This window comes from Actinomyces bouchesdurhonensis (assembly GCF_963540955.1).
Lineage (GTDB): Bacteria > Actinomycetota > Actinomycetes > Actinomycetales > Actinomycetaceae > Pauljensenia > Pauljensenia bouchesdurhonensis.
Genome location: NZ_CAUTSL010000005.1, coordinates 45,482 through 71,630, shown reverse-complemented (window position 1 = coordinate 71,630; position 26,149 = coordinate 45,482). Strand labels below are relative to the sequence as shown.

General features: G+C 64.1%; 25 protein-coding genes and 1 pseudogene. 14 read left to right on the top strand and 12 right to left on the bottom strand.

Going from position 1 to position 26,149, the window contains the following annotated elements; all coding sequences use genetic code 11:
- Positions 1 to 638: 638 nt before the first annotated feature.
- From RYL44_RS01900 to RYL44_RS01885, 4 genes and pseudogenes are all read right to left on the bottom strand, one after another.
- Complete coding sequence (locus tag RYL44_RS01900) at positions 639 to 1,109, bottom strand: PTS sugar transporter subunit IIA (RefSeq protein ID WP_314974900.1); 471 nt, start codon at positions 1,107 to 1,109, stop codon at positions 639 to 641.
- Positions 1,106 to 1,339 (bottom strand): annotated as a pseudogene (locus RYL44_RS01895) (PTS transporter subunit EIIB); the annotation flags it as partial. The gene RYL44_RS01900 and the pseudogene RYL44_RS01895, both read right to left, overlap by 4 nt.
- 90 nt (positions 1,340 to 1,429) lie before the next feature.
- Entirely contained in the window at positions 1,430 to 2,695 is a 1,266-nt protein-coding gene (locus RYL44_RS01890; RefSeq protein ID WP_200783480.1) for an MFS transporter, read from the bottom strand.
- 16 nt (positions 2,696 to 2,711) lie between these two features.
- The gene (locus RYL44_RS01885) at positions 2,712 to 3,590 is read right to left on the bottom strand and encodes an HAD hydrolase family protein (RefSeq protein WP_314770589.1); all 879 of its coding nucleotides are present in this window, start codon (positions 3,588 to 3,590) and stop codon (positions 2,712 to 2,714) included.
- Between the two features lie 150 nt (positions 3,591 to 3,740).
- On the opposite strand from RYL44_RS01885, the gene RYL44_RS01880 reads away from it, so the two are divergent.
- From RYL44_RS01880 to RYL44_RS01870, 3 genes are read left to right on the top strand one after another with little or no spacing between them, the layout of a single operon-like run.
- Positions 3,741 to 6,173 (top strand): glycoside hydrolase family 3 C-terminal domain-containing protein, encoded by a 2,433-nt coding sequence (locus RYL44_RS01880; RefSeq protein WP_314974899.1) that lies wholly within the window; start codon positions 3,741 to 3,743, stop codon positions 6,171 to 6,173.
- Between the two features lie 45 nt (positions 6,174 to 6,218).
- A complete protein-coding gene (locus RYL44_RS01875) occupies positions 6,219 to 6,830 on the top strand; it encodes a hypothetical protein (protein WP_314974898.1) in 612 nt (203 codons plus the stop codon).
- Between the two features lie 31 nt (positions 6,831 to 6,861).
- Complete coding sequence (locus RYL44_RS01870) at positions 6,862 to 7,872, top strand: glycosyltransferase family 2 protein (RefSeq protein WP_314974897.1); 1,011 nt, start codon at positions 6,862 to 6,864, stop codon at positions 7,870 to 7,872.
- 9 nt (positions 7,873 to 7,881) lie between these two features.
- Here RYL44_RS01870 and RYL44_RS01865 read toward each other — a convergent pair whose 3' ends face one another.
- From RYL44_RS01865 to RYL44_RS01855, 3 genes are read right to left on the bottom strand one after another with little or no spacing between them, the layout of a single operon-like run.
- Positions 7,882 to 8,403: a GNAT family N-acetyltransferase gene (locus tag RYL44_RS01865; protein ID WP_314974896.1), complete on the bottom strand. Its 522-nt coding sequence runs from the start codon at positions 8,401 to 8,403 to the stop codon at positions 7,882 to 7,884.
- The gene (locus tag RYL44_RS01860) at positions 8,400 to 9,758 is read right to left on the bottom strand and encodes an ATP-binding protein (protein WP_314974895.1); all 1,359 of its coding nucleotides are present in this window, start codon (positions 9,756 to 9,758) and stop codon (positions 8,400 to 8,402) included. Before RYL44_RS01860 ends, RYL44_RS01865 begins: the two co-directional genes overlap by 4 nt.
- A gap of 1 nt (position 9,759) precedes the next feature.
- Positions 9,760 to 10,470, bottom strand: coding sequence for a LytR/AlgR family response regulator transcription factor (locus RYL44_RS01855; RefSeq protein ID WP_314974894.1), 711 nt, complete (start codon positions 10,468 to 10,470; stop codon positions 9,760 to 9,762).
- A gap of 161 nt (positions 10,471 to 10,631) precedes the next feature.
- On the opposite strand from RYL44_RS01855, the gene glf reads away from it, so the two are divergent.
- The 5 genes from glf to RYL44_RS01830 all read left to right on the top strand — a co-directional run bounded on the left by glf (position 10,632) and on the right by RYL44_RS01830 (position 15,417).
- The gene (gene glf / locus RYL44_RS01850; protein WP_314974893.1) at positions 10,632 to 11,774 is read left to right on the top strand and encodes a UDP-galactopyranose mutase; all 1,143 of its coding nucleotides are present in this window, start codon (positions 10,632 to 10,634) and stop codon (positions 11,772 to 11,774) included.
- Positions 11,775 to 11,790: 16 nt separating this feature from the next.
- Positions 11,791 to 12,729, top strand: a complete 939-nt coding sequence (locus RYL44_RS01845) for an AEC family transporter (RefSeq protein WP_314804873.1) — start codon at positions 11,791 to 11,793, stop codon at positions 12,727 to 12,729.
- A 186-nt stretch (positions 12,730 to 12,915) separates the two neighbouring features.
- Positions 12,916 to 14,502: a sodium-dependent transporter gene (locus RYL44_RS01840; RefSeq protein ID WP_073983171.1), complete on the top strand. Its 1,587-nt coding sequence runs from the start codon at positions 12,916 to 12,918 to the stop codon at positions 14,500 to 14,502.
- Positions 14,499 to 14,690 carry a methionine/alanine import family NSS transporter small subunit gene (locus RYL44_RS01835; RefSeq protein WP_073983172.1) on the top strand — a complete coding sequence of 64 codons (192 nt, stop codon included), beginning with the start codon at positions 14,499 to 14,501 and terminating at the stop codon, positions 14,688 to 14,690. The genes RYL44_RS01840 and RYL44_RS01835 overlap by 4 nt, the downstream gene beginning before the upstream one ends.
- The gene (locus RYL44_RS01830) at positions 14,671 to 15,417 is read left to right on the top strand and encodes an HAD-IIB family hydrolase (protein ID WP_073983173.1); all 747 of its coding nucleotides are present in this window, start codon (positions 14,671 to 14,673) and stop codon (positions 15,415 to 15,417) included. Before RYL44_RS01835 ends, RYL44_RS01830 begins: the two co-directional genes overlap by 20 nt.
- Positions 15,418 to 15,516: 99 nt before the next feature.
- Here the strand turns inward: RYL44_RS01830 and RYL44_RS01825 are convergent, their stop codons facing one another.
- The 4 genes from RYL44_RS01825 to RYL44_RS01810 all read right to left on the bottom strand — a co-directional run bounded on the left by RYL44_RS01825 (position 15,517) and on the right by RYL44_RS01810 (position 18,966).
- The gene (locus RYL44_RS01825; RefSeq protein WP_073983174.1) at positions 15,517 to 16,389 is read right to left on the bottom strand and encodes a TrmH family RNA methyltransferase; all 873 of its coding nucleotides are present in this window, start codon (positions 16,387 to 16,389) and stop codon (positions 15,517 to 15,519) included.
- Positions 16,390 to 16,396: 7 nt separating this feature from the next.
- The gene (locus RYL44_RS01820; RefSeq protein WP_314974892.1) at positions 16,397 to 17,461 is read right to left on the bottom strand and encodes a quinone-dependent dihydroorotate dehydrogenase; all 1,065 of its coding nucleotides are present in this window, start codon (positions 17,459 to 17,461) and stop codon (positions 16,397 to 16,399) included.
- An 18-nt stretch (positions 17,462 to 17,479) separates the two neighbouring features.
- A complete protein-coding gene (locus tag RYL44_RS01815) occupies positions 17,480 to 18,154 on the bottom strand; it encodes a hypothetical protein (RefSeq protein WP_276740635.1) in 675 nt (224 codons plus the stop codon).
- Between the two features lie 191 nt (positions 18,155 to 18,345).
- Positions 18,346 to 18,966: a DUF3043 domain-containing protein gene (locus tag RYL44_RS01810; protein ID WP_073983176.1), complete on the bottom strand. Its 621-nt coding sequence runs from the start codon at positions 18,964 to 18,966 to the stop codon at positions 18,346 to 18,348.
- 58 nt (positions 18,967 to 19,024) lie between these two features.
- On the opposite strand from RYL44_RS01810, the gene RYL44_RS01805 reads away from it, so the two are divergent.
- The 6 genes from RYL44_RS01805 (at position 19,025) to trpD (ending at position 24,392) form a co-directional block, all read left to right on the top strand.
- A complete protein-coding gene (locus RYL44_RS01805; protein WP_314974891.1) occupies positions 19,025 to 20,398 on the top strand; it encodes a M20/M25/M40 family metallo-hydrolase in 1,374 nt (457 codons plus the stop codon).
- Entirely contained in the window at positions 20,395 to 21,357 is a 963-nt protein-coding gene (locus RYL44_RS01800) for a glycerate kinase (RefSeq protein ID WP_314974890.1), read from the top strand. The genes RYL44_RS01805 and RYL44_RS01800 overlap by 4 nt, the downstream gene beginning before the upstream one ends.
- A gap of 85 nt (positions 21,358 to 21,442) precedes the next feature.
- The gene (gene erpA, locus RYL44_RS01795; protein ID WP_073983178.1) at positions 21,443 to 21,796 is read left to right on the top strand and encodes an iron-sulfur cluster insertion protein ErpA; all 354 of its coding nucleotides are present in this window, start codon (positions 21,443 to 21,445) and stop codon (positions 21,794 to 21,796) included.
- A gap of 20 nt (positions 21,797 to 21,816) precedes the next feature.
- The gene (locus tag RYL44_RS01790) at positions 21,817 to 22,833 is read left to right on the top strand and encodes an FKBP-type peptidyl-prolyl cis-trans isomerase (RefSeq protein WP_314974889.1); all 1,017 of its coding nucleotides are present in this window, start codon (positions 21,817 to 21,819) and stop codon (positions 22,831 to 22,833) included.
- Positions 22,834 to 22,944: 111 nt separating this feature from the next.
- Positions 22,945 to 23,337, top strand: a complete 393-nt coding sequence (locus RYL44_RS01785) for a response regulator transcription factor (RefSeq protein ID WP_073983180.1) — start codon at positions 22,945 to 22,947, stop codon at positions 23,335 to 23,337.
- Positions 23,337 to 24,392, top strand: a complete 1,056-nt coding sequence (gene trpD, locus RYL44_RS01780; protein ID WP_314974888.1) for an anthranilate phosphoribosyltransferase — start codon at positions 23,337 to 23,339, stop codon at positions 24,390 to 24,392. Before RYL44_RS01785 ends, trpD begins: the two co-directional genes overlap by 1 nt.
- Positions 24,393 to 24,402: 10 nt before the next feature.
- On the opposite strand, the gene RYL44_RS01775 is transcribed toward trpD, so the two are convergent.
- Positions 24,403 to 26,136: an exonuclease domain-containing protein gene (locus tag RYL44_RS01775; protein WP_314974887.1), complete on the bottom strand. Its 1,734-nt coding sequence runs from the start codon at positions 26,134 to 26,136 to the stop codon at positions 24,403 to 24,405.
- Between the last annotated feature and the right edge of the window lie 13 nt (positions 26,137 to 26,149).

Genomic DNA, 26,149 nt, shown 5'->3' with positions numbered 1-26,149 from the left:
TCCGCAGGCACACACACCCGCTTAACGAAGTGTCAACAACACAAGCCTAACCCCAAAGTGTCGCAACCTCAATCATCGGGCAGGCCCCGACCCCATGCCAACACCACCCCCCACACCCCAAAATGCGAAGAGCCAGTAAACGCTCGACCGCGCCCACAAACATCGCAATACTAACGATTGAGATTCGCGCCGCACAAACCCCACGACAATCGCCTGCCCAATCAAGAGAGCCCGCTCAACAGGGAGCTTGGCGGCACTGCCGGGGGCGCCGCCGACGTGTCGGGGTTCCGCCCGGTGGATGCCGCCAACGATGACGGCGTCCGCCTCGCTGCCCAGCGAACCACCAGACCCCAACAGACGCGATCGCACGCGACGACTCGCGACGGTATCAATGGCGGGACACACCGACGTGCCCAGCCGACACAACGGCCCTCAGTGCCCGAAGGCGAGCGCCCCCAGGCACATCCGCCTGACGCCGACGCCTCACCAGCCACGCCACGAACACACCACGCTGCATCGCCCCGGAACTAATGCGGCTGACCTGGCCGATAGCTCACCAGCACACCGAAAAATCGGAACAAAACCAACACGTTTTGTCATATAATCCGATTGATCTCATCCCATCGCCGACGGAGGAGCTACTCACCGGAAGTCGAGGCCGTGAACAGCAGGTCGAGCGCAGCGCAGTCGCCGGGAGTCGCCCGACTGGCAATCGTTGGGCTGGGTACACTGACAACGATGACGGGTACGTGGGGAGACAACGATGCTTCGCGCGCGGGTGCGAGGTCCCAGTGAATGAGCGGCTGACCTACCGGCACGATCTCCCCCTCATCGACGAGGGCGGCAAACCCTTTGCCGTGCAGGCTCACTGTGTCGATCCCGAGGTGGATGAGGATCGACATGCCTCTCGTGGAGGTAACGATGACGGCGTGTGGCTTGAGCTTGGTGACGACGCCGTCGATGGGGGAGCACACCGTTAGGCATCCTGTCCCGGCCTGTGGAACGAGCGCACAGCCGCCCCCGACGACGCCGCTCGCAAACACAGGGTCGGGTACCTCACTCAGAGGTACGATACGTGCTGCGAAGGGCGCACGAACGCTAAGCGTCACCGGCTCGCGAGCATCTCATCAACGAGGTCTTCGGAATCGGGTCCCATGACGACCTGCACTGCATCACCGACGATCACAACGTCGAAGGCTCCCGCGGCACGCAGCGCGGCCTCGTCGATGAGGTCGGTGTTCGCCGCGTCCAGGCGAATACGAGTGATGCACGCTTCGAGGTTGGAGATATTCTTCCAGCCGCCCAGGGCCTCGACAATGGTCGTTGCGGTGCTCATAGTGTCCTCCTTTGGCGTATGCGGCTTGTCTCACATATATGGTATCGCGGAGCATGCGGTGGTGGCACCAAACAAGCCTCGACGCGCATCACATTATGAGACCACCGGATCTGCGCTGGCGCCTCGAATGCGTGCAGCTGGAGTGAAACACATGGCGACTCCAGCCGCGATCGCCAGGGCGATAAAGGAAGTCATAGCGGCTTCGACCCCTATCCAGGACGCAACGACACCGGAGGCCAGGGAACCTAGCGGCATGACACCCCAGACCGCGAATCGAAAGATCGCGTTCATGCGCCCGAGCATGTCGGGCGGGCAGATCTCTTGGCGCAGGCTCATCTGGGTGATGTTGTAGATGGTGAGAAAGTAGGAGGAGACGATACCCGAGGCCGCGATGATCCATGAGGCCCAGTCAGGCACGTGAACGGCGGCTGGCTGGACAGCCAGGATAGCGACCCCGGCGATGTTGGTGATCACGATGCATCGTCCAATGCCTAGGTGGGCAATCCACGCGGGGCGAGTGAGTGCTCCGAGGATTCCACCGACGGCGCCGGCACTCAGTAAGAGACCGAGCTGTGTGGCGCTCATGCAAAGGGTTCTCAGGACCAGGAGTGGGAGCAGGACCTGGATGCCTGCGCTGGCGAAGGCGGCGATAGCGATGCAAGAAAAGAGGGGAAAAAGTAGACGCTGGCCGCGCACGAACGCCAGTCCCTCGCGAATCTGCGCGATGAGCGTGGCACCAGTGGGTTTGGGGACAGGCTCCTGAGTCGAGATATGCCAGATGGCCCACGTAGAGGTGACGTAGGTGGCGGCGGTGGCCAGGTAGACCAGGGGAGGAGCGACCACGCCGAGCAGCCACCCACCCAGGCCTGGTCCTCCTGCACGGCCCACCTGGTAGGAGGCTTCAAGGCGACCGTTTGCTGCTCCGATGTATTGCTTAGAGGCGATGAGTGGCACGTAAGACTGATAGGCGACATCGAAGAAAACGGTGGACAAACCTAGAGTAGCCGTGACTACCATCAGGTGGGCCAGGGTCAGGGAGCAACAGACGTAGGCGAGGGGAATCGACACTAAGGCGCCAATGCGCGCGAGGTTGGCTACGATCATGACTTGGCGCTTGCGCCACCCGTCCACCCACGCGCCCGCCGGCAGCCCGACGAGGAGGAATGCGAGCGTTTGCAGCGCGGAAAGTACTCCGATCTGCGTCTCGCTCGCGTGCAGAACCGTGATCGCGATCGCCGACGTGGCGAGCGTACCCACCTGGAAGCCCACTTGTGCGGCGGTTTGGCCGCCCCACAAGTGCATGAAGGCTGAGTTACGCGTGAGGGGGTGACTGAGCCAGGTTCGCAGGGTGGAGGTCATGCGTCATCGCCGAGGCCTAGGCAGGGTTCGAGGCCTCGTTGATGAGTCCGGCGGCGGCTAAAGCCCAGGCGAGGCCGTCGTCGGCGACCACAGGAGCGACGATGTCTGCGACGTTGACGAGGGCCTCACACCCGTTGCCGATACTGATACCAACCGCGGCACGAGCCACGGCCTCGACGTCGTTATTGGAGTCTCCGATGGCCACGGAGCGCGACAGGGGGATGCCGATGTGCTCGCAGACAGCTTCGATTCCTACTGCTTTGGAGAGGTGGGTGGGGAGGACTTCGAAGGGGACGTAACCGGCAGCACCCACGGATCCGATAATCGCCCGGTAGCCGGGTGGCAGTGCCGCGTTCACCCGTTCCACGGAGGCATTTTCCGGGGGAACGTAGGCCGTTACCTTGGTGAAAGACCCGCTCTCAATGTCGACGATGAAAGGCGTGATCGACGTAGCGTACTCGATCCAGTCCTCCGGTGAGATGCCTGCCCGCGGCACGAAAAAGTCGAGGTACCCCTCGGAGGGCCCCATCTGGTCGGGACCCTGCCATACATAGAAGGCATCGAGGTCCTCCCACAGGGCGGTGAGGACTCGGACGTGCTCGGCGGGCATGCGCTCGTCAAGCAGGACGGTTTCGCCCACGGCTACGTATCCCCCAGCACCGCCCACGATGCCTTCGAAGCCCAGGTCGATGAAGCGCGGGTAGACCTCCGGAACTGACCGTCCCGTGCAGATGAAGAGACGGTGACCGTTCTCGCGCGCCTGGGCGAGTGCTGATGCGGCAGAATCGGGTACACGCTGACGAGAGTCGCACAGCGTGCCATCCACGTCGACGAATACAGCGTGAGGAATGGCGTCTTCGTCTTGCTGGTAATTGACCTCGTCATTGTGTCGCATAGTGACATGGTAGCCCAGCCGGATCGCAACCAGGGACGCAAAATACGGCCCCGAAACGACAAATCGTGCCGACAGTCGATCATTGTCTCCGTCGGCAAGCCACACTAGAAGAACCAAGATCGGGCCGAGCACGAAAGGCAGTTCACGCCGATGGAAGACGCAGCACTGACGGACGCCAATGACCTCACCCTCCTGCAGGCGGCAGCCCTTCTGTCGGGTGCCAGCGCCTGGGACTCGCGCGCGATCCCCGCAGCTCTCGTCCCCTCCTTCGTCATGAGCGATGGCCCCCACGGCGTGCGCCGCCAGCTCGGTGATGCGGATCACCTGGGCATCGCGGAGTCCGAGAAGGCGACCTGCTTCCCGACGGCCTCCGCGCTCGCGGCGACCTGGGACCCGGACCTGGCGCGCGAGATGGGCGAGGCGCTGGGCTTGGAGGCGCGCGGCCTCGGCGTGGATGTCCTGCTCGGTCCGGGCCTGAACATCAAGCGTTCACCCCTGTGTGGACGTAACTTCGAGTACTTCTCCGAGGACCCGATCCTTGCCGGACGCATGGCTGCGGGTCTCGTCGATGGCATTCAGTCGACGGGAACCGCCGCCTGCCCCAAGCACTTCGCAGTGAACTCTCAGGAGCTGCGTCGCATGGCGTCGGACTCGATCGTGGACGAGCGTACGATGCGCGAAATCTACCTGACTGGCTTTGAGATCGTGTGCCGGGACGCGGGGCCGCGCGTGATCATGAGCTCCTACAACCTCGTGAACGGTACCCATGCCCACGAGAATAGGCACCTGCTTACCGACATCCTGCGCGACGAGTGGGGGTTTGACGGCATGGTCGTCTCCGACTGGGGAGGATGCACCGATGCTGTCGGCGCTGTTCGAGCAGGTGGAAGCCTTGAGATGCCCGCACCCGGCCTGGAGGATGCTCGCCGCATTGTCGCTGCCGTCAAGGCCGGGGAGCTCGAGGCGTCCGACGTCTACGCGCGCGCCCAGGAGGTTGTGAACGTCGCCTCCGCGAGCGCCGGCCTGCCCGCTCCCACGCCCTACGACGTCGATGAGCACCACAAGCTGGCCACGCGCATCGCCTCCGAGGCGATCACGCTCCTGCGCAACGAGGACGATCTCCTGCCTCTGAGCGCCGGCACGCGTGTCGCCCTCATCGGCGATCTCGCTGACACGCCGCGCTTCCAGGGATCGGGTTCCTCCCAGGTCAACCCCACGCGCGTCGAGGCTCCGCGTGAGCTGCTCGAGGCGCAGGGAGAGGATGCCCGAGGCCTCGTTGCGGCAGGGTACGCCCGCGGTTATGAGCGCCACGGGGGAACGAGCGACGCTCTCATCGCCGAGGCCGTGGACCTCGCGAAGAGTGCCGACGTTGCGCTCGTCTACGTGGGCCTTGACGAGCTCGCTGAATCCGAGGGGCTGGACCGGCCCCACATGCGCCTGCCCGAGGGACAGGATCGACTCATCGAGGCCGTCGTGGCCGCCAATCCGCATACCGTCGTTGTCCTGACCGGCGGTGCCAGCGTCGAAATGCCGTGGGCCGGCTCGGTACCCGCGCTCGTCAACGGCTACCTGACCGGGCAGGGAGGGGCCGCCGCGATGCTCGACGTCCTCACCGGCGCCGTGAATCCCTCGGGGCGCCTGGCCGAAACCTACGCGCGGTCCTACGAAGACCATCCGACGGCCGCCTGGTACCCGGCAACCGGCCCGCTGTCCTACTACCGCGAAGGCCCCTTCGTCGGCTACCGCTACTTCACGACCGCGGGCATCGACGTCGCCTTCCCCTTCGGCTACGGACTGTCCTACTCGCGCTTCGAATACTCCGATCTCGAGGTGGACCAGGAGGGCGCGACCCTGACGGTCACCAATACGTCCGAGCGAGACGGCGCTGACGTCGTCCAGCTCTACGTGAGCGCTCCCGGCGGCGTGTTCGGCCCCGCCCGCGAGCTCAAGGGCTTCGCCAAGGTGGAGGTTCCCGCCGGTGGGTCGGTGCGCGTCACCATCCCCTTCGATCGCTACACCTTCCGCCACTGGGAGACCTCGCGCGGCGCATGGGAGACCGAGGCCGGGACGTGGACAATCTACGTCGGGCCCAATGTGGAGGACACACCGCTGAGCGCCACCCTCGACGTCGAAGGAACCACGCCCTCGCCAATCGACCCGGCCCTCGGCCACTATCTGAGCGCCGACGTCGCGGGCATCACCAACGGGGAGTTCGCAGTTCTCCTCGGCCGCACCATCCCCACCGCTCACCCGACGGATGAGATCACCGCGTCCGACCCAATGTCAGAGCTGATCCGCGCCAAGAGCTGGCTCGCGCGCCTGGCAGGCCGCAAACTCCACGCAGACAAAGCCAAGGCAGATGCCAAGGGCGATCCCGACCTCAACGTCCACTTCGCGCTGAACATGCCGCTGGGGTCGATCGCCAAGTTCACCAATGGAGCGGTGAGCGCAGACATGATCGATGCCGTCGTCGAGGTGATCAACGGTCACTTCTTGCGCGGTGTGACACGTACCGTGATTCGTTACATCGCCAACGCGCGGGCCAACAAGGCGACCCAGCGTGAACTCGACCAGGCCCGATGAGGCGACCCCAGCCTCGTTACTCCGAACTGACGTAAAGGAACACTCATGCAGGCTCTTTCCCGCTGGTGGAAAAACTTTGAAACCAAGCATACGACGGTCGCCCAGTTCATCGTTTTCTTCATCCTCTCTAACGGCATCACGGTGCTGCAGCTGATCCTCATGCCGGCGTTCAAGGCGGCGTTCGCGCACACGAGCCTCGTCGACACGCCCTTCCAGTTCCTACCCGTCGGCGTCTCGCACGGACACACGGTCTTCCTTTTTGACTATCCAGCGGGTGCCTTGTCGACCGGCGGTGGCGGGGGACTCGCTTACTTCCTGGCGGTCGAAATCACCCTGCTGATCGCGCAGGTCATCAACTTTTTCGCCCAGCGCAACGTCACTTTCAAATCCAACTCGTCGGTGGGCAAGGCGGCCTTCTGGTACGCGGTCGCCTACGTCGTCATCACGATTGCCGCTGCCGCCCTTCAGGTTCTCTACAAGGACCCGATCTACGCCTGGGCGATCTCGGCGATGGGGTCGGGTGGTGAAACCATTGCGGATGTGGTCACGATGATCATCAACGCAGCTATCTCCTTCTGGGTGTTCTTCCCCATCTTTAAGGTGATTTTCAAGCAGGACCCCTCGAAGGAGGACGCGCAGGCCAGCGACGCACAGTAGACTACTGGCAGACTTCACGAGAGGAGACGCCATGAGCGCGCCGCTGCTAACGGTGATCGTACCCGCTTACAACTCCGAGGACTACCTCGACCGGGCGCTGACCACACTTGTCGGATACGGCGACGAACTCGAGACGATTATCGTCAATGATGGTTCCAAGGACAACACCGCCCAGATCGCCGACGAATGGGCCGCACGCTACCCCTCAGTGAGGGTTATCCACCAGGAGAACAAGGGGCATGGCGGCGCCGTGAATGCCGGGCTTGCCGCCGCCACCGGGACGCATGTGCGTGTCGTCGACTCCGATGACTGGCTGGACCGCCGCGCCACGAATGCCGTGCTCGACGTCCTGCGTGAGGAGCGCGAGGCTGGGCGTGACCTCGACCTGCTTGTCACCAACTACGTGTACGACAAGCAGGGCAAGGCGCACAAGGCCGTCATCCGCTATCGCAACGTCTTGCCTCGAGGCCGTACATTCGGCTGGGCGGACCTGGGCCGGTGTCGCTACGACCAGTACCTCATGATGCACGCCCTGACGATGCGCACGGAGGTCGTGCGCGCGTCCGGCCTGGTCATGCCTGAACACACCTTCTACGTGGACTATCTCTACTCGTTCGTGCCGCTGCCCTACATTTCCACGATCCGCTACCTGGACGTGGACCTGTACCACTACTTCATCGGTCGCGACGATCAGTCCGTCAACGAGAAGGTCATGATCACGCGCTTGGATCAGCTCGCGCGGGTGAACGAGGCCATGACTCGTGCGCTGCCCCCGCGCGCCGACGTCGAGGCCAAGCTGTGGCGCTACATGGTCCACTACCTGCGTATCAACGCCGTGGTCTGCTCGGTCATGGCGCAGCTGTCGGGCACGCCCGAACACCTCGCGCTCAAGGAGAAGATCTGGGAGACCATGGACCAGATCAACCCCGAGGCCACGGATCGCCTGCGCCAGGACCTGCTCGCTGGCCTCGTGCGCCACGCCTCCCCGAAGGTCGTTCGCGGTGGCTACAGGGTCGCGGCGGCTGTCCTCGGCTTCAACTAAGGGACGCCGTCAGCGCCCGGCGAGCACCAGCTCCGTCCAATGGACGGTCAGGCGCTTGCCGATGAGAGGGTATTCCACGTCCTCCTCGCGCTTGCGCCATGCAAAGCCGAGTTTTTCTGAGACCCTTCGCGAGGCGTCATTTCCGTCGAAGTATTTCAAGATGATCGTCTCGACGCCCAGCTCACGCGCGCGCTCAATGATGGCGTGTCCCGCCTCCGTCGCGTATCCGTTGCCCCAGTAGGGTGCGCCGATCCAGTATCCGATGTCGGCGACGGTTGCCTCGGGGGAGTCTGTGTCAATGCGCAGCGCGATCGAGCCCACGATTTCACCGGTCGATCCGAGCGTCACCGCGTAGCTGTCGGGTGCCGCCAGGACGGTCGACAACGCCTCGTGTGCATCGTCGATGCGCTCGAAGGGTTTCCATCCGCACAGCATCCCGATGCGGGGATCGCGGGCCAGCTCGTAGAGCCCCGGTGCGTCCATATCGTTCCAGGGCCGTAAGCGCAGGCGGGGGGTGTCTATGATCGTCATTCGTCCTCCTGGGCATTTGTGGACGGGAGAAGCACCGTCAGCGTGAACCAGTGGTCTGCTACGTCCGTGACGGCCTGGCCGCCGTACGTGCGGGCTGTCCACTGGATGGATTTGACGCCCCAGCCGTGTCGGATAGTGTCGGGTTTGATCGTTGTCAGGCGCCCGCCGGCGTCTGTGTTGAGGCGGCCGTCGAACCAGTTGTCGACCCGGATGATCACCATCTGACCCTGACGGAACAGTGCGAGTTTGATCAGACGCTTGGCCGGGTCCTCGACGCGGCGCGAGGCTTCGATCGCGTTATCGAGGGCGTTGCCGAAGAGTGTGGCGATGTCCATCGACGACATGGATCCCAGCAGGGCGCCGTCGGCGACCGCAGTGAAGTTGATGCCCGCCGCAGCGCACGCGCGGCCCTTCGTCGTGAGGATGACGTCGAGGACCGCATTGCCACTGTGGTACTGCTGCCCGATCTGCTCGATGGAGGACTCGAGTTCCGCGAAGGCCGCAGCGGCGCGCTCTGGGTCCAGCTCCGCTCGAATTGCCTCGACCTGGTGCTTGAGGTCGTGGTGGGCGCGCGCCACCTGTTCCATGTCTTCCTTAGCGGCCAGGTACTGGTGGTGCTGGGCATCCAGCGAGGCCTGGATGGATGCCAGTTCGCGCTCGGTCGCGCTTTGCTGGATGCGCTCAAACTGGGCGAAGAGGATCGCATAGCCCGCCAGGTCAACAAGCGTGCGGATGTAGAAGACCTCCCAGCCTGCGCGCCCAGAGAAGGGCGTTGCCGTCGAGATAAAACTGAGGTTGGACAGGGCAAAAATGGCGATGCCGATAAACACGCAGGAGGCGAGGTCCGCGAAACGGAGAACGGGCAGCGCCCCCTGGCGAACAACGCGACGTTCACAGACGTACACGACGGCCAGGCATGTCGCTGAGATCGCCGCGTATCCGAAGAGGGATGCGGGGTGCCAGAAGGGCTTGTCGGCGTGGGAGTAGACGACGACCTGCCAGGCCAGGGAGGCGGCGAGCTCTGCGACGATGAAGGCGCGTGCGCTCATGTGCGTCACCCAGCGCCAGTCCAGGGCGGTGCCCACGCGGATGACGCACCACATGAGCGCGTACGCGCTCATCATGCCCGGGACCCACAGGGGCAGGGGAGCGCGACCGAGTAGCTCCTGTGCCCCGATGAGCACCACGAGGCCACCAATCGCGGCGGTAGCAAGACGCCAGCGGGGGACGGCAGCGTGTGGATTCAGCGTGTTGGAGGATGCTGAGCGTGCAACGACGAAAACGTACACGAGGGCGGCGCCCCACTCGGCGAGCGCAGTGAACAGACGCGGGATGTCGGGCAGGGACTCGAACACGTCAGTGGATCCCGCCCGCGAAGCTTGCCAGCGCGCTCATGAACGCCTTCTTACGAGGCCGGGAGATGCGCAGGCGCTCCCCGCCGGTCATCAGGCACTCCTGGTCGGCGACGCCGTGCACGTGGGCGAGGTTCACGAGGTAGCAGGAGTTTGATCGGAAGAAATCGTGTCCGTCGAGCTGAGCCTCCATCGCCTTGAGCGACGAGGTGATGGAGTAGGTACCCGAGGTCGTGTGGACGTCCAGGCGGTGCTTGATCGACTCGACGTAGACGATGTCGGCGACGTCGATGCGGTGTGTCGACGTGCCCGACTGCAGGAGGACGGAGGCTCCGCGCCGCTTGGCGACGGCCTCGAGGCACCGGGAGAACTCTTGAGAGAACCCGAACCAGGGCAGCGGCTTCATGAGGTAGGAGAGTGCCCCCACCTGGTAGCCGTGGATCGCGAACTGCGCGGCGGACGTGATGAACACGAGGACGACCTCTTGGTCGACCTCGCGGATCGCGCGCGCTGCGGCCATGCCGTCCACGTGCGTCATCTGGATGTCCATGAGGATGATGTCGTACACCGGCTTGTAGTCACCGATGATGGCTCCGCCGTCCTTGAAGTAGGTGACGTCGAAAGAGACGCCGTTCGCCTCGCTGTAGCGCGCGAGGTAATCGGCCAGGAGCTGACGCGAGGGCGCCTCGTCCTCCACGACGGCGATGCGCACCATGAACCGATCCTCCCTCGCGTATCAGCTGATAGAAACAAGGATATGCGAGCGCAGTCGCGCCGCCCGCGCGAGTCCACACCCCGGCCTCGTCGATCACATGACGGAGCGCCCGGCAGCGGCGACCGCTACCATTGACCTGACGACCGTGAAAGGGGAGTGGCGTGGATCTGCTCGTTGTTGGATCGGGCTTCTTTGGCCTGACGTTCGCCCGCGAGGCTGCGGAGCGATTCGGCATGAACGTGACCGTCATTGAGCGTCGCGAACACATCGGAGGCAACGCCTACTCGTCGATCGACGAAGCCACCGGCGTCGAGGTGCACCGCTACGGCACCCACCTCTTCCACACCTCGAATGAGCGGGTCTGGTCGTACGTCAACCGTTTCACCGCCTTCAACGACTACCGTCACCGTGTCTACGCCAACTACCGAGGCGTCGTCTACCCGCTGCCCATCAACCTGGGCACGATTAACCAGTTCTTCGGAGCCGCCTATTCGCCGGCTGAGGCTCGCGCGCTCATCGCGGAGCAGGCTGCCGAGATCACGGGAGAACCCGGCAACCTCGAGGAGAAGGCCATCAGTCTGATTGGCCGCCCCCTCTACGACGCCTTCATCGCGGGATACACGGCCAAGCAGTGGCAGACCAACCCGCGTGAGCTGGCCGCCTCCATCATCACGCGCCTGCCCGTGCGATTCACCTACGAAAACCGCTACTTCCAGGATCGCTACGAGGGCCTGCCCCTAAACGGCTATGGCGCGTGGATCGCGAACATGGTCGACCATCCGCGCATTACCGTGCACACGGGCGTCGACTTTTTCGATGAGTCTTCGCCGTTCTCGAAGGCAGCGACAGTCGGCCAGGTGCCGGTCGTTTACACGGGCGCCATCGACCGCTACTTCGACTACGAGGCCGGCCAGCTCGGCTGGCGCACCCTCGATTTCGAGACCGAGGTCGTGGACGTGCCCGACTATCAGGGCTGCTCGGTCATGAACTACTCGGATCGCGACGTGCCCTTTACGCGCATTCACGAGTTCGCCCACCTGCACCCCGAGCGTGACCGAAGCGGGGCGACGAACACGATCATCCAGCGCGAGTACTCGCGCTTCGCGCGTCCCGGCGACGAGCCCTACTATCCGATCGCCTCGCCGTCGGACCGCTCGACGCTCGCGGCGTATCGCGAGATGGCGGCAGAGGAGACGAACGTGCTCTTCGGCGGGCGCCTGGGCTCCTACCAGTACCTCGACATGCACATGGCGATCGCCTCGGCCCTCACCAAGGTCGACGAGGCCGTGGCCTCCTGGCGCTGACGGGTCTCCTTGTCGCATGGTATCGATCGTCTGGTCGGTCCTGTCGATCGCCCTCATCATCGGCGTCGGCTGGGTGGCTCGCCGCGGGGGCGCGCTCGGGCCGGAGGCCGCCGGCACCCTCGCGTCCGCAACGTATTGGGTGGCCAGCCCCGCGATGCTCTTCCACGCCATCGTCTCCACCGGCACGTCGGGAGTCTTTGGCGCTCCGCTCGCTGTGGCCGCCGCGTCGGGCGTCGGGACCGCGCTCATCTTCGCGCTGGTCGCGCGGCTTTTCCTGCGCCTGACGCGCGGGGAGATCGCCTTGGGGGCCATGGCCTCGTCACTCAATAACGGCGCGTACATCGGCATCCCGATTGCCGTCTACGTGCTGAACGATGCCTCCGCGGTTGTTCCCATCCTGGTGTTTCAGTTGGGTTTTTTCACCCCGATGTTCTTCGTCCTGGCCGACCTGGTGGGGTCGGGGCAACGGCCATCGATGGTCGGCATCGCGCGGGTCGTCGCGCGCAACCCCATGGTCATCGCGGCGGTGTGCGGCTTCTTGTTCTCCGCGGTGGGGTGGCCGATGCCCACGCTCGTGGACGTGTCGACGTCCATGCTGGGAGCTGCCGCGCCCCCGATGATTCTCCTGTCTTTCGGTGCCTCGCTCGTGGACCGCCGGTCAGCCTCCGGCGACTCGGGTGCTGCGGCGACCGCCTGCGCCATCGTCGGCAAGCTTGCCCTTCAACCCGCGATCGCGTGCGGCGTCGGAATCCTGCTCGGTCTCACCGGCCCTGCCCTCATGTCCGTCACCATCATGGCGGCCCTGCCCTCCGCACAGAACGCCTACATCGCGGCCACCCGCGCCAGGGCGGGGGAGCGCATCGCCCAGGGAACCGTCCTCGTCACAACCTTTGCGTCGTTGCCCGTCGTCGTCGGTATAGCCGCGATATTCCACGGCCTCGGCCTCATCCCCTAGTCCGCCTTCCTAGTGCCTGACTTTGGCCAACGTGCCTCCTCACTCAGCCACAAACCCGCCATTGCCTCGGCAAAAAGAGGTCAAAAGAACAGTCTATATCGTGGACTGTGGCTGACATTTAGATACAACGGCCATAGTCTGACTGAGCATTATCCCAAATACATACGAATGCAAGGAACTCGATTCATGTCATCCTCCGCATCCAGCTCCGCGCCCCGCGCGCGCGACTCATGGAGCGGCCAGACAGGCTTCCTCCTGGCAGCCATCGGCTCAGCCATCGGCCTGGGCAACATCTGGCGTTTCCCCGGCGTCGCTTACTCCAACGGCGGCGGCGCCTTTCTGATCCCGTACCTGGTCGCACTGGTGTTTGTCGGCATTCCCATGCTTTGGCTCGACTATGCAGTCGGCCATAAATTCCGTGGCTCACCGCCGTGGGCGCTGCGCAAGATCATCGGGGGTGGCGAGTTCATCGGCTGGTTCCAGACCTTCGTTTGCTTCGTCATCATGGTGTACTACGGCGCTGTCCTCGCATGGGGTGTGCAGTACACGATCTACTCCATGAACGCCGCGTGGGGCGACGACCCGACGACCTTCTTCACGGAAACTTTCCTGCAGGTCGTCCCTGGTGATACCTTCTCGTGGGCGCCCGCGTGGGCGGTTATGATCCCCCTGACTCTCGTGTGGATTCTCGTTCTTTTCGTGATTGGACGTGGGCTGTCCAAGGGTGTTGAGGCGGCCAACAAGGTCTTCCTGCCCCTCCTTGTCATTTTGTTCCTGGCGCTCGTGGTCCGTGCACTTTTCCTGCCCGGTGCCACCGAGGGCCTCAACGCCTTCTTCACGCCGAACTGGGCGGCCCTCGCTGACCCCAAGGTGTGGCTGGCCGCCTTCGCGCAGATCTTCTACTCCCTGTCCGTGGGCTTCGGTATCATGCTGACCTACGCTTCCTACCTGCAGCGCAGGTCGAACCTGACCGGAACGGCCCTCGTCGCAGGCTTCGCGAACTCGTCCTTCGAGATCCTTGCCGGCATCGGCGTGTTCTCAGCGGTCGGCTTCATGGCTCACCAGGGTGGTGTCAGCGTGTCCGAGGTCGAGGGCTTGTCCGGTCCGATCCTGTCCTTCGTGACCTTCCCGAAGATTATTTCGATGATGCCCGGCGGACCGATCTTCGGCGTTCTCTTCTTCTCCTCCCTGGTTCTGGCTGGCGTTACCTCGCTACTGTCCCTGCTTCAGGTAGTCTCCGGCGGCCTTCAGGACAAGTTCGGATGGTCGCCCGCTCGTTCGGCCCTCGTTCTCGGCGTTCCCGCAACCGTCATTTCGCTGCTTCTCTTCGGAACGCGCTCGGGCCTGAATAACCTGGACATCGTCGACAACTTCATCAACTCGATTGGTGTCGTTTCCTCTGCGATCATGTTCGCCGTCCTGTGCGCGGTCGCCGGTCCCCGTCTGGGCGTGCTGCGCGCTCACCTGAACTCGGTGTCCAGCGTGAAGGTGCCCAGGGCATGGGAACCCCTTGTCGGCATCGTCATCCCGGTCGTTCTCTTCATCATGATGGCAATGTCCATCGTGGACCTGTTGACCAACGGCTACGGCAAGTACCCGAGTGGTTACGTGCTCATTTTCGGGTGGGGTTCGGTGGCTGTGGCCCTCATCGCGTCGCTGGTCTTCACGCTTATCCCGTGGAAACACCGTCCTGTCGACGCACGTGCGACAGTTGCTGAGATCCTCGATCGTGACAATGATGAGACCCCTGTGACTGAAGGAGATGCCCAGTGACTGCTCCCGCTATCGCCCTGATGATCCTCACGATCCTACTTGTGTGGGGTGGCCTCGTAGCTTCCGTCGTCATGCTGCAGATCCTCTCCGTTCCGTCGGAGGAGGAAACGGAGGCAGCACAGGAAGCCATTGAAGCCCAGCTGACTCTGCGCGACGCGAAGGAACGCTATGAGGCTTATCGCATTTGACCTTGACGATACGCTGGCCCCCTCGAAGTCGCCGCTCCCACCCCAGATGGACGTGGCGCTGCGCTCCCTGCTGGACCACGTGGAGGTGTGCATCATCTCCGGCGGCCAGATGGGGCAGTTCCGCACGCAGGTGCTCGATAACCTCCATGCCTCTGACGAGGAGCTTTCGCGCCTGCACCTGATGCCCACCTGCGGGACGCGCTACTACCGCTTCGAGGACGGCGCGTGGGTCGAGCGTTACGCCCACGACCTGGACCCCGAGGTAGCCGCCCGCGTCATCGAATCCCTGGAGCGCCACGCTCGTGAGCTTGGCCTGTGGGAGGAGAATCCGTGGGGCAACATCATCGAGGACCGCGGCTCGCAGATCACCTTCTCTGCCCTGGGCCAGGAGGCACCGCTGGACGCCAAGCGTGCCTGGGATCCGGATGGGACCAAGAAAGCTGCCCTGCGCGACGCGGTGCAGCCCGACGTGCCGGAGCTGGATGTCCGTGGGGGTGGCTCGACCTCGGTCGACATCACGACGCGCGGCATCGATAAGGCCTACGGAATGGGCAAGCTGGTCGAGGAGACCGGTATCCCCGCGTCCGACATGCTCTTCATCGGGGACCGCCTGGACCCCGAGGGCAACGACTACCCGGTGATGGCAGCGGGCTACGCGACGCGCGCCGTGTCCGGGTGGGAAGAGTGCGTTCAAGTGATCGATCAGCTCGTGGAGTCTATGAGCTGACCCGTTAGACCAACAACGACGAGGCCGGGGCTGGGACACCAGCTCCGGCCTCGTTTTGTTGTCCCTGCGCAGGGGGAGGGCGTCGTCGCGTGCGTGGCGCTAGGAGGCGCCGATGCCGCGCGTCGCCCAGAAGACGACAGCCGAGGCGGCTGCGACGTTGAGAGAGTCTACCCCGTGGTCCATCGGAATTTTGACGGTGTAGTCGGAGGCGGTGATGGTTCGCCGTGCCAGGCCATCGCCCTCGGTACCCATGACCATTGCCAGGCGGGCGCCCGGTCCTTGGAGGGCTGGCAGCGTGGCGAAGTCGTCGAGTGAGATGGAATCGTCCGAGAGGGCCAGGGAAGCGACGGTGAAGCCGGATTCCTGAAGCGTCGTGATGCCGGCCGGCCAGGTCTCCAGGCGCGTCCAGGGGACCTGGAAGACGGTTCCCATCGAGACCCGGACGGCTCGGCGGTAGAGCGGATCGGCGCAGGAGGGGGTCACGAGGACGGCGTCCACGCCCAGGGCGGCGGCGCTGCGGAAGGCCGCGCCGACGTTCGTGTGGTCGACGAGGTCTTCTAAGACCACGACGCGGCGCGCGGGCATTCCTCCTCGAGCCGTCGCGAGCAACTCCTCGAGGCTGGGCAGAACCGGTCGCTGCATGGCGGCCAGTGCGCCGCGGTGCAGGTGGAAGCCCGTCATCTGCTCCAGGATGTTCTCGGGTGCGACGAAGATGGGCAGGTCGGCCCCGTCTGCTTTTCCCGTCGCAGCTTCGATGAGGGGGGAGAGCGTGGGCAGCCACCGGCTGGACATGAGGAAGGAACGCGGGTTGTGGCCTGCGCGCAACGCCCTTTCGATGACGTTGGTGGACTCCGCCATGTACAGGCCGCGCTCCGGCTCGAGTTTCGAGCGGAGCTTGACGTCTTTGAGGCGCGTATAGTCATCCAGTCGCGGATCGGCGGACAGATCGGCGCTGGTCAGCTCGATGATCATGGCGTCCTCAGGCGCGCTGCAGAGCGCGCGAGACTTCGCCTGGCCAGGAGGGACCTTCGAAGATGAAGGCAGAGAAAGCCTCGACCAGATCGGCGCCCGCACCGATCATGCGCAGTGCATCCTCCGGGGAGGAGATGCCGCCCGTGCCGATGAGGATTTGCTCGTCATTCAGGTGGCGTGCCACCAGCGAGACAACCTCGAGGGCGCGGGACAGCAGGGGAGCACCCGAGACACCGCCTTCACCCAGGTCGTGGTTGATCGTCGTGTTCGTGGCGACGACTCCTGCCAGTCCAAGTTCTTTGGTGAGTTCGACGACCGCGACGATGTCTTCGTCTGCCAAGTCGGGTGCGATCTTGACGAAGAGGGGCATGACGCGGTCTGGGGCGCCGGCCTCGCAGCCGCGGCGTGCGGCCTGCAGAATCGGGCGCAGGTGGTCGACGGACTGCAGGTCGCGCAAACCAGGAGTGTTGGGTGAAGAGACATTGACGACGACGAAGTCCACCCAGTGGGCCAAAACCCGCGCGCAGTATTCGTAGTCGGCGGGCGCATCGGCCTCGGGGGTGAGTTTGTTCTTTCCAATGTTCGCCCCGACGACGGTGGCGCGCCCCGCAGGCGTGGCGCGCAGCTCGCGCAGCTTCTTCGCGGTCGCGTCCGCGCCCGCGTTGTTGAAGCCCATTCGATTGCGCAGTCCCCGTTCCTCCATGAGACGCCACAGGCGCGGCGCTTCGTTGCCCGGCTGAGGGCGTGGCGTCACGGTGCCGATTTCGACGAAGGCGTAGCCCAGGGCGCACATGCCCAAGACGGCTTCGGCATCCTTGTCCATTCCCGCGGCTAGGCCCAGACGAGAGGACAGGGGACGGGGACCCAGCATGAGCGGGACCTCGACGCCTCCGATGGTGCGAGTTGGGCGGTGTAGGGGATTCAAGTATCCCAGGGTCGCCCGCATGAGTCCGCGCGTGGGGGCGAAGCGCCCGGCGAGGGAAATAGCCCCCAGACCCAGGTGGTGTGCTCGCTCCGGGTCGGATCGGGAAATAAAGTGTCGGAATGTCCAGTTGTAGGCGCGTCGGATCATGGTTCCAAGGGTAGTTGATTAGTCCCACCATGCCCACCACCAGCGCGTGGTCGATGTGTCTCGCGCGAGGATGCGCATGTCGTCGGGTGGAGTCGCGTCGTCGTCCAAGCCGAGTACGTCGGCGAGAATGAGCCAGTGCTGATAGGTCGGGAAGGCGGTCTCGTCAATTGGTTGTCCCGTCTGGGCGATGATCGCGCTTTCTGGCACGCATACGGTGTCGATGCTGACACGTTCGTCCCAGCGTGGCGCCCGGATGACGTAGCCGTCAAGGGCGAGTCCATCGATGCGGGAGGCGGCGCGCAAAAGGTCGGTGATGCGCGGCGCGTTGTTCTGACGGTCTTCGCGGGCCAGGGGCGGCAGGAGGCTACTGAGCGTTCGTGCGTCCGCCCCGGAGAGGTCGGCGAAGCGTGCGTAGTCTCCCGTATCCCACCCGTCGCAGATGTAGGGCGCGAGCAGGGAACTCACGTGGCGGTCGTCGAGCCAGTGCATCGGCCCATAAAGGCCCTCGCGTGCGGGTTCGTCGTCAGTTGTGTCCTCGAGGGGGTTTTGCTGTGTTGTTGGTTCGGGCGAAACCGTGGAGTGGTGTGCGGGAGGTGTCGGCTCGTCGGCGCCGTCGACGACCGGGGCTGGGATCCTGTCCTCCTCGTCGACTGTGACCTGCGAGAAAGCGCTGAGTGAAACTGAAACGTGCATGGGGTGTCCTTCCGTTCGAAAACGGCATCGGTGCCGTTTCTCTTCCAGGATGACGCCGATGCCTCGGCCAACACCAGCCGCGTGCAGTCCCCTGTGGATAGGGGAGGTAAGCGACGCGTCCTTGTGGACACACAAGCCGCGGTCCCACACCCTGTGGACGGGTGTGGGACCGCGGAAAGACGGGCAGGAGTTTACTTGGGGAACTCTCCGCGGGCTACCTGCGGGCGTGGGGAGCGCCAGCGGCGCGGCATAATCATGCGCGAGAAGGCGTAGTAGCCGGTGCCACGCGGGATGTCCTCGCGCGGGTGCTTCTGTGCGAACTGTGTCTTGATCGCTCGCCACACGAGGAAGGCCTCAATACCGGTGACGATGAAGGAGCCGTACATGAGGATCGTGGATCCGTAGATGAAGACCATGAGCATCTGTTCGGATACGGCATCCTTGAATATGGATGGTGCCATGAGGAAGATCAGGGCTGCCATCATGAAGGCCAGAACCCACTCGGCGAAAGAATGGCGCGCGTCGACGTAATCGCGCACGAAGCGCCGCGCGCGTCCCTTGTCTCGCGCAGGCAGGTGCTTCTCGTCACCCGTTAGAAGTGCACGCTGTTCGGCATCCCATCTGGCGTTTCGTGCGGCCCTCGCGGCGCGCTTGGCTTCCTTGCGGTCGGCGGGTACCAGCGGGTGGATGCGTGCGGCCTCGGCCGCCTTACGCTTGGGCGTAGGGCGGCCCTTTTTACCGGTGGGAGTCGTGGAGGCGACCGCGGTGGTTGCCGCGTCGTCCTCGCTCTTGTTCTTGCTTCGTCCAAACACGCTCCCAGGCTAGCGGAAAGCCCACCCGCCGTGCACTGTCATGGTCTACCCTGGGCGTATGGCTGATACTTCACATGAGTTGTCGACATCCGTTCTGCGAGAGCGCCTCGAGGCCGCTTTCCCCTCTCTCCTCGAAGAACTTACCCAGCTGGTGGCTATTCCTTCTGTGTCCTCGGACCCCGCGCACGCTGCCGATGTGGAGCGCAGCGCCGAGCACTTGCGTGAGCGTTTCGCTGCCCTGGGACTTGAGGCTAAGGTCCTGCGTGAGAACGCGGAGGATGGCACGGAGGGTAAGCCCGCGCTGATTGCTCACACGCCCCATATCGAGGGAGCGCCGACTGTTCTCCTGTACGCTCACCACGATGTCCAGCCGGTGGGGGAGCTGCATCGCTGGAGCTTGGATCCCTACAGGGCTGAGGTGCGCGGGGACCGCATCTACGGACGTGGTTCCTCCGATGACGGTGCTGGCGTGACTGTTCACCTGGGGTCGCTGTCGATTCTTGGCAAAGACTTGCCCGTCAACGTTGTCGTTTTCATTGAGGGCGAGGAGGAGATCGGCTCGCCGTCTTTCACTGCGTTCCTGGATGCTCACCGCGATGAACTCGCGGCCGATGTTATCGTCGTGACGGATTCGTCGAACTGGAAGCCGGGCGAACCCGCTGTGACGACGACGCTGCGCGGCAACGCGATTGTGACCGTCGACGTGACCGTCGCGGACCACGCGGTGCACTCGGGCGCATTCGGTGGCCCGTTGCTTGACTCGGTCGCGATCTCCTCGATGCTGATTGCGTCTCTTTTTGATGGAAAGGGCGACGTCGCGGTGCCGGGTCTGGGTGGCTCGGACCACGCGGACGTGGCTTGGCCTGAGGATGAGCTGCGTGAAGCCGCGGGCATGGTTGAGGGCCTTCAGCTGGCCGGTTCGGGTGACATCGCCGCACGCATGTGGACCAAGCCTTCGATCTCGGTCATCGGCTTTGATGCGCGCCCGGTGGCCAATGCCTCGAATACGATCGCCCCGCACACGCGGTTCCGCCTGTCGATGCGCACGGTGCCGGGCGTAGATCCCACGCAGGCACAGGCCGCGCTCGTCGATTACCTGCTCGCGAACGTGCCCTTCGGCGCGCGCGTCGAGGTGACGGCTGAGGATGCGGGTGCGGGCTACCAGGCGGACATGGACTCTCCGGTTACCGCGATGTTGCACGAGTGCCTGACCGAGGCCTGGGGCGTGTCGTCCGTGAACATCGGGGTGGGCGGCTCGATCCCCTTCATTTCCGATTTCCAGCGTATTTTCCCGGGAGCGCAGGTTCTCGTTACGGGAGTCGAGGATCCGCTCACCAACGCGCATTCGGAGGACGAATCGCAGTCGATCCCGGATCTGAAGGCAGCGATTCTCGCCGAGGCGCTGCTGTTGACCCGCCTGGCTTCCCTGTGAGGCGAGTAGTCGTTGCCGGTCGGTGGGATGGGGCGCGTCCCCTCCTGCCGACCGGCGTCGCATTGGAAGAGATCGGGCGCGGCCTGAGGGCGGGGGGCGACGGCCTCGACGTCGTCCTCGTTCCCTTCGGCTCCGGACCCACGTTCGACGAGGCCGTGGCCGCCTGTCGCTCCCAGGCCTCGTTCGTGCGGGTGCCCACCGAGGCTTCCTCGACCCGCCAGGTCGGCGAGCGCGTGGCGGCTGCGCTGGGGGAACCCAGGGTCGTCGTCGAGGGCGGACACGGCGCTTCCCCCGACTGCGGGCTCGGGTTCCTCGCGGGGCTTCTTGGCGTCGCCGAGTCCGATGTGAGCGGCGAGGGACTGGGTCCCGCCCTGACGCGTGCAGAAGACATGCTCGGCGCGAGCGGCACCGACCTGGTGTGCGCCGCCTCCACGCCGCGTCCTCTCCTTGGTTTTGACTCGGTGCTGGCGGTTGCTCCCGACCTTAACCCTATTGAGGAACAGGACACATCGCTGACGGGGAACCTCATGCAGGCTTTCGCGCACCGGCCTCTGGGGCGCCGTCTGCTCCTGGAGGACTCGAAGGCTCATCCGGGGCGCATGTGGGGGTCCGGTGCCGGTGGTGGTGTCGGCGCGGTCATCGCGGCGATCGGTGGTCGGATCGTAGGCACGGGAGAGGTCCTCGCCGATCTGACGAGGCTTGGTGCTGCGCTCACGCCAGCTGATCTTGTTATCGTGGTCGAACCGGAGCTGTCTTCGCCTCTTCTGGCACAATCGACGATGGACACGATCACCAACGCTGCCGCCGAACTGGCCCTGCCGGTCGTTGCGGTGACCGTACGCTCCAGCCTGTCCCGCTACGAGCGAGCGCAGTGGGGCCTGCATGGGGTCTTTGAGACAGAGGCGCGCATCACACTGGAGGAAGCTGGGCGGCGCATCGCGCGCACCTGGTTACGCTAAGCGCACACCCCACCCCTGGCGCCAGGTGCGAAGGGGGGAGTAGTGTGTCAAGCGCATACGTCTTTTCAGCATCGTAAGGAGCGCCATGTCCGAGTCCGCAACTCAGGCTCCCACCCACGAGGTTATCCTCACCGACGTCGCAGCTGCGAAGGTGAAGAGCCTCCTGACGCAGGAGGGTCGCGACGACCTGCGCCTGCGCATCGCTGTGCAGCCCGGCGGCTGTTCCGGCCTGATCTACCAGCTGTACTTCGACGACCGCACGCTCGACGGAGACGCTATCCGTTCCTTCGACGGCGTCGAGGTTGTTGTCGACCGTATGAGTGTTCCCTATCTGAGCGGTGCAACGATCGACTTCGCTGACACTATTGAGCGTCAGGGTTTCACGATCGACAACCCGAACGCCAAGAACACCTGCGCCTGCGGCGAATCCTTCCACTGAGCCGAAAGAGACTCCACCTCATGATGTTCACCCTGCGCCGTTTCGGCGCCCTCGCTGGTGCGGTCGCTCTTGCCCTGGGCATGTCCGCCTGCACGGATCTGACTGCGTCTTCCTCGTCGTCTGCTATCGATTATTCTGCCTGCTCGACGAACGATTCCTCGCAGCAGACCCAAAACGTCGACCGTAGCGGCACGGGGAATTTCCCTGCTGTGTCGGGCGACGATAAGCCTGTCATCTCGGCGGGCAAGGGAAATGAGCCGACCGACAAGGTCCTGGTCAAGACCCTCAAGCAGGGCGATGGAGCAGTTGTGTGCCCAGGTGCAACGATTAAGGCAAATTACGTTGGTGCGCTGTGGGACGGAACTGTTTTCGATTCTTCTTTCGATCGCGGGCAGGCTGCGACGTTTTCCCTCGACCGAGTTGTCAAGGGATGGAGCTATGGCCTGGCTCATGCGCATGTGGGTGATCGTGTTCAACTCGTGATCCCTGCCGCCCTGGGCTACGGCAGTCAAGCTGCGGGCAGTATTCCCGCGAACTCGACGCTGGTTTTCGTCGTTGACATCGTCAGTGCGAGTGTGGAAAACATCGCTGACGAGTCTGTCCTGACGGGCGCGACCGCGACCGGTGAGGAGCTTCCGGCCGGAATTACCGTTACTGGAGATCCGGCCCAGGAGCCGACTCTGTCGATCGATGACAACGCGGCGGCCCCGACCGAGCGTAAGGTCTACGTCATCTACCAGGGCAGCGGTGAGGAACTCACCGACGATCAGGCATTCCTATACAAGGCTGTCGGCGGAGTGTGGGGTACCAATGGACACACTGAATCCACGTGGGGGGACAGCATTCAACAAGGCGGTGTCGCTCAGGCTGGCCTCGCTGGCTACACGGTGGGTTCTCGTCTCCTCCTCGTGTTGCCCTCCGATAACGGCGCCGATCAGTCCGGCCAGTCGGGTGAGCAGCAGTCCGGTCAGTCCGGCCAAGCACCGAATGTGAGTGTTCTGGTCATCGATATTGTTGGAACGCTTTCGATGCAGTAATCGCCTGCGTATCGAGACCGTGTGCGGGCGGCTCCCAGTGGGGGAGCCGTCCGCTACCCGTTAGAATGAGGCCAATGCGTCGATTACGCCACATACTCAAGGAGAGTTTTCATGAGCGACGAAACCGTGTCGATCCTGGTTTTCAGCGATGACAAGGACAAACGTGCCGCTGTCATCAACGGTATCGGCCTGCGTGCCTCCAAGGACACGCCCCCCATCGACTGGGTGGAGGCCGCCACGGCCTTTGGCGTGCGCGATGCTTTCGATCAGCAGGATTTCTCGGTGCTCATCCTTGACGCGGAGACAAAGAAGGAAGGCGGAATGTCCGTCGCTCGGGACCTTCTTGAAACGCGCGAAGGCGTCCCCCCGATGGTTTTTCTGACGGCGCGCGCGCAGGACGAGTGGTTGGCTACCTGGGCTGGTGCGGTGGCCGCTGTCGCTGACCCGATCGACCCGATCATCCTGCAAGAGACCGTTGCCGACATTCTGCGTGAGGCTAACTGATGAGCAACAAGGAATGGGCACCCATCATCGCTTCGCTCAACGCAGGTCGCTCACTCGACTACGAACAGTCGTACTGGCTGATGGACCAGGTGATGAGCGGTGACTTGGGTGAGGCACGCCTAGCTTCGTTTCTGACGTCCATGGCGATCAAGGGCGCCACTATTGAGGAGATTCACGGCCTTGCGGACGGCATGCGCGATCACGCCGCGAGCGTGGATCTGCCCAGCCGCGCGCTTGACATCGTGGGGACTGGCGGGGACGGCTTTAAGACCGTCAATATCTCGACCATGTCCGCGATTCTTCTGGCAGCGATGGGGATTCCTCTCGTCAAGCATGGCAATCGCGCGGCGACCTCGAAGTCTGGTTCGGCGGATGCTATCGAGGCTCTCGGTATCAACCTCGACCTTGACGCTGATTCCCTGCGTCGCGTGTTCGACCAGGTTGGTATCGCGTTCCTGTTTGCGAACAAGATGCACCCATCCATGCGTTTTGCGGCACCTGTGCGCCGTGCGCTCGGCTTCCCCACGGCATTCAACGTGTTGGGTCCGCTGACCAATCCCGCGAAGGTGCAGGCGCTGGCGATCGGTGCCTCACGCGAGGACAATGCGCGCCTCATGGCGGGTGTCTTTGCGTCGCGCGGCAACTCTGCCCTGGTTTTCCGTGGTGCGACAACGGGTCTGGATGAGCTGACAACCGCTGACTCGAACCAGATCTGGATTGTGTCGGACGGTAGGGTCAGTGAGGTCGCTTTCGACGCTCGTGAATCCCTGGACATGGCCCCGTCCTCGATCGGGGAACTCGCCGGTGGTGAGGCCTCGCACAATGCGGTCGTGGCCCGTGACGTCTTGTCGGGTGGGGGATCGGATGCCATTCGTGACGCGGTTGCCCTTAACGTGGGTGCCGGTCTCCTGGCCTGGGAGAGCCTGGACAAGGCGGTGACGCGGGACAACTTCGAGGATCGCATGGCCTGTGCCGTTGAACGCGCCCTGGGCGCGCTGGCTGACGGTAGTGGCGTGCGACTCATTGATCGTTGGGTGGATGCTTCCAACGCATGACACGCCTGCGCTAGGAGCGCTGGGAACGGCACGGATTGGCGGTTGCCTGAGCCAAGAGTTCGCGCAGCCGTCCCTCGCGTAGCGGGCTGAACACTGGCTGGGTCCACGGCAGGGGAGAATTCCACTCGATCAAGCGAATACCGGGTTCGCACAGTTGGGCACTGATTAGCGCTGTCTCCGCCCACGATGCGACCGTCGCCGCGAGTCCATTCACTTCGAGTGGGATCGTCGAAGTCATGACCTTGATCCACGGAGTGGGGTCGGTGCGCGGTGGCACCACGACCGAAGCCACATGGCGCCCGTAGGATGCGGCGTGTATCAGCCAACCCGGCTCACCTGTGTCCCTGCGCATCCCCCACACGATGCGCGGTGCCGCTAGTACCGGACGCATGGTCGCGCGCTCCACGCCAGCGACGTAGGCGCTCAACTCGTCGCGCACGGTGGCTGCCGACTCGAATAGTCCCCGCTCCGACAGGCGCGTCATGATCGCTGTGAGGGCTGTCGGAACGGCGAGCGAGGAGGCGGCCACGGCCTCGTCGATGAGGGTGCTTACCTCGCAGCTGCCGTGCTCGCCGAGCGCCCGAGCGATCGCGTTTGCCGCCCGCGTTGCATGCGCCCGCGTACCGAAAGGGCCGAGGGCACGGGGAAGGTCCTCCAGGGCTACGGTGGGGGTGACGATTGCGCGGTGTCCGTTGCGCACCACCCAATGCTGGCAGGCCTGGCGGCGCGACGCTGAGTTGTACGGGGGAGCCAGGCTTGCGATGTCGCGCAGTTCCCGAATGCGGGCCTCCAGGATTGATGACGTGGGAAAGGTACGCACCCCGGAAGCCACAGACACCATGCGCTGGATTTTCTGTCGTTTCTCCGCGCGCGTGTAGTAGCTGCTCACGCGTGATCGCAGAGACGAGGCTGACCCGACGTAGAGCGTGTCGCCAGACGCATTGATGAAGTGGTAGACACCCGGGGTGGTGGGCATCTCCGACACGAAGGAGGGGACGGTCGGGCGTCGCGCGGGGGCCTCTTTGCTGAGGGCCACCAGGTCTTCCACGTCCGTTACGCCCGCCGAGGTGAGCAGGTTGATGAAACCGAGCAGCACCTCCGCCGTGGCGCGAGCGTCTCCTAGGGCGCGGTGCCCCGGAGTGGTCGCCGTGCCGAAATATGATGCAATGGTCGCGAGCTTGTGGTTGCGCACAAGGGGTCGTGGCAGCGCCAGTCGCGCGAGCGCCAGCGTATCGACAACTGGCGGCTTGGGCCAGTGACGTCCCGCGGCGCGTGCTGCCCGGCGCAGGAACCCCACGTCGAAGGATGCGTTGTGAGCCACGAGGACGGGCGCGCGCTCATCCTCCAGGCCCGCCCAGTCGATAAAACGCTCCAGCACGGCTGCGATCGGCTCTGCGTCTTTCACCATCGCCGGAGTAATCCCCGTCAGTGACGTGATGAAAGGAGGAATCGGGCGTGAAGGGCACACTAGGGAGGAAAACTCATCCGAGAGGTGACCGTCGCGCACCCGAACCGCTCCGATCTCCGTGATTTCTGCGTCCGCACTGAGTCCAGTTGTCTCCAGGTCAACGATCACCCAGTGCCCGCCCGAGGCCGGGGTTCCCACCTCGTCGAGGCTCGGTTGAAGTTCCGGTCTCGCACTACGAGACAGGGCGTCAGAAACAATCGCGCGAGCAAAGCGTTTGTCAGACTCTTCGGGCGCGATGGTTTCCCCACAATTGCGCACGGGAGTCTGTTTCGTCATAGATTTGATACTA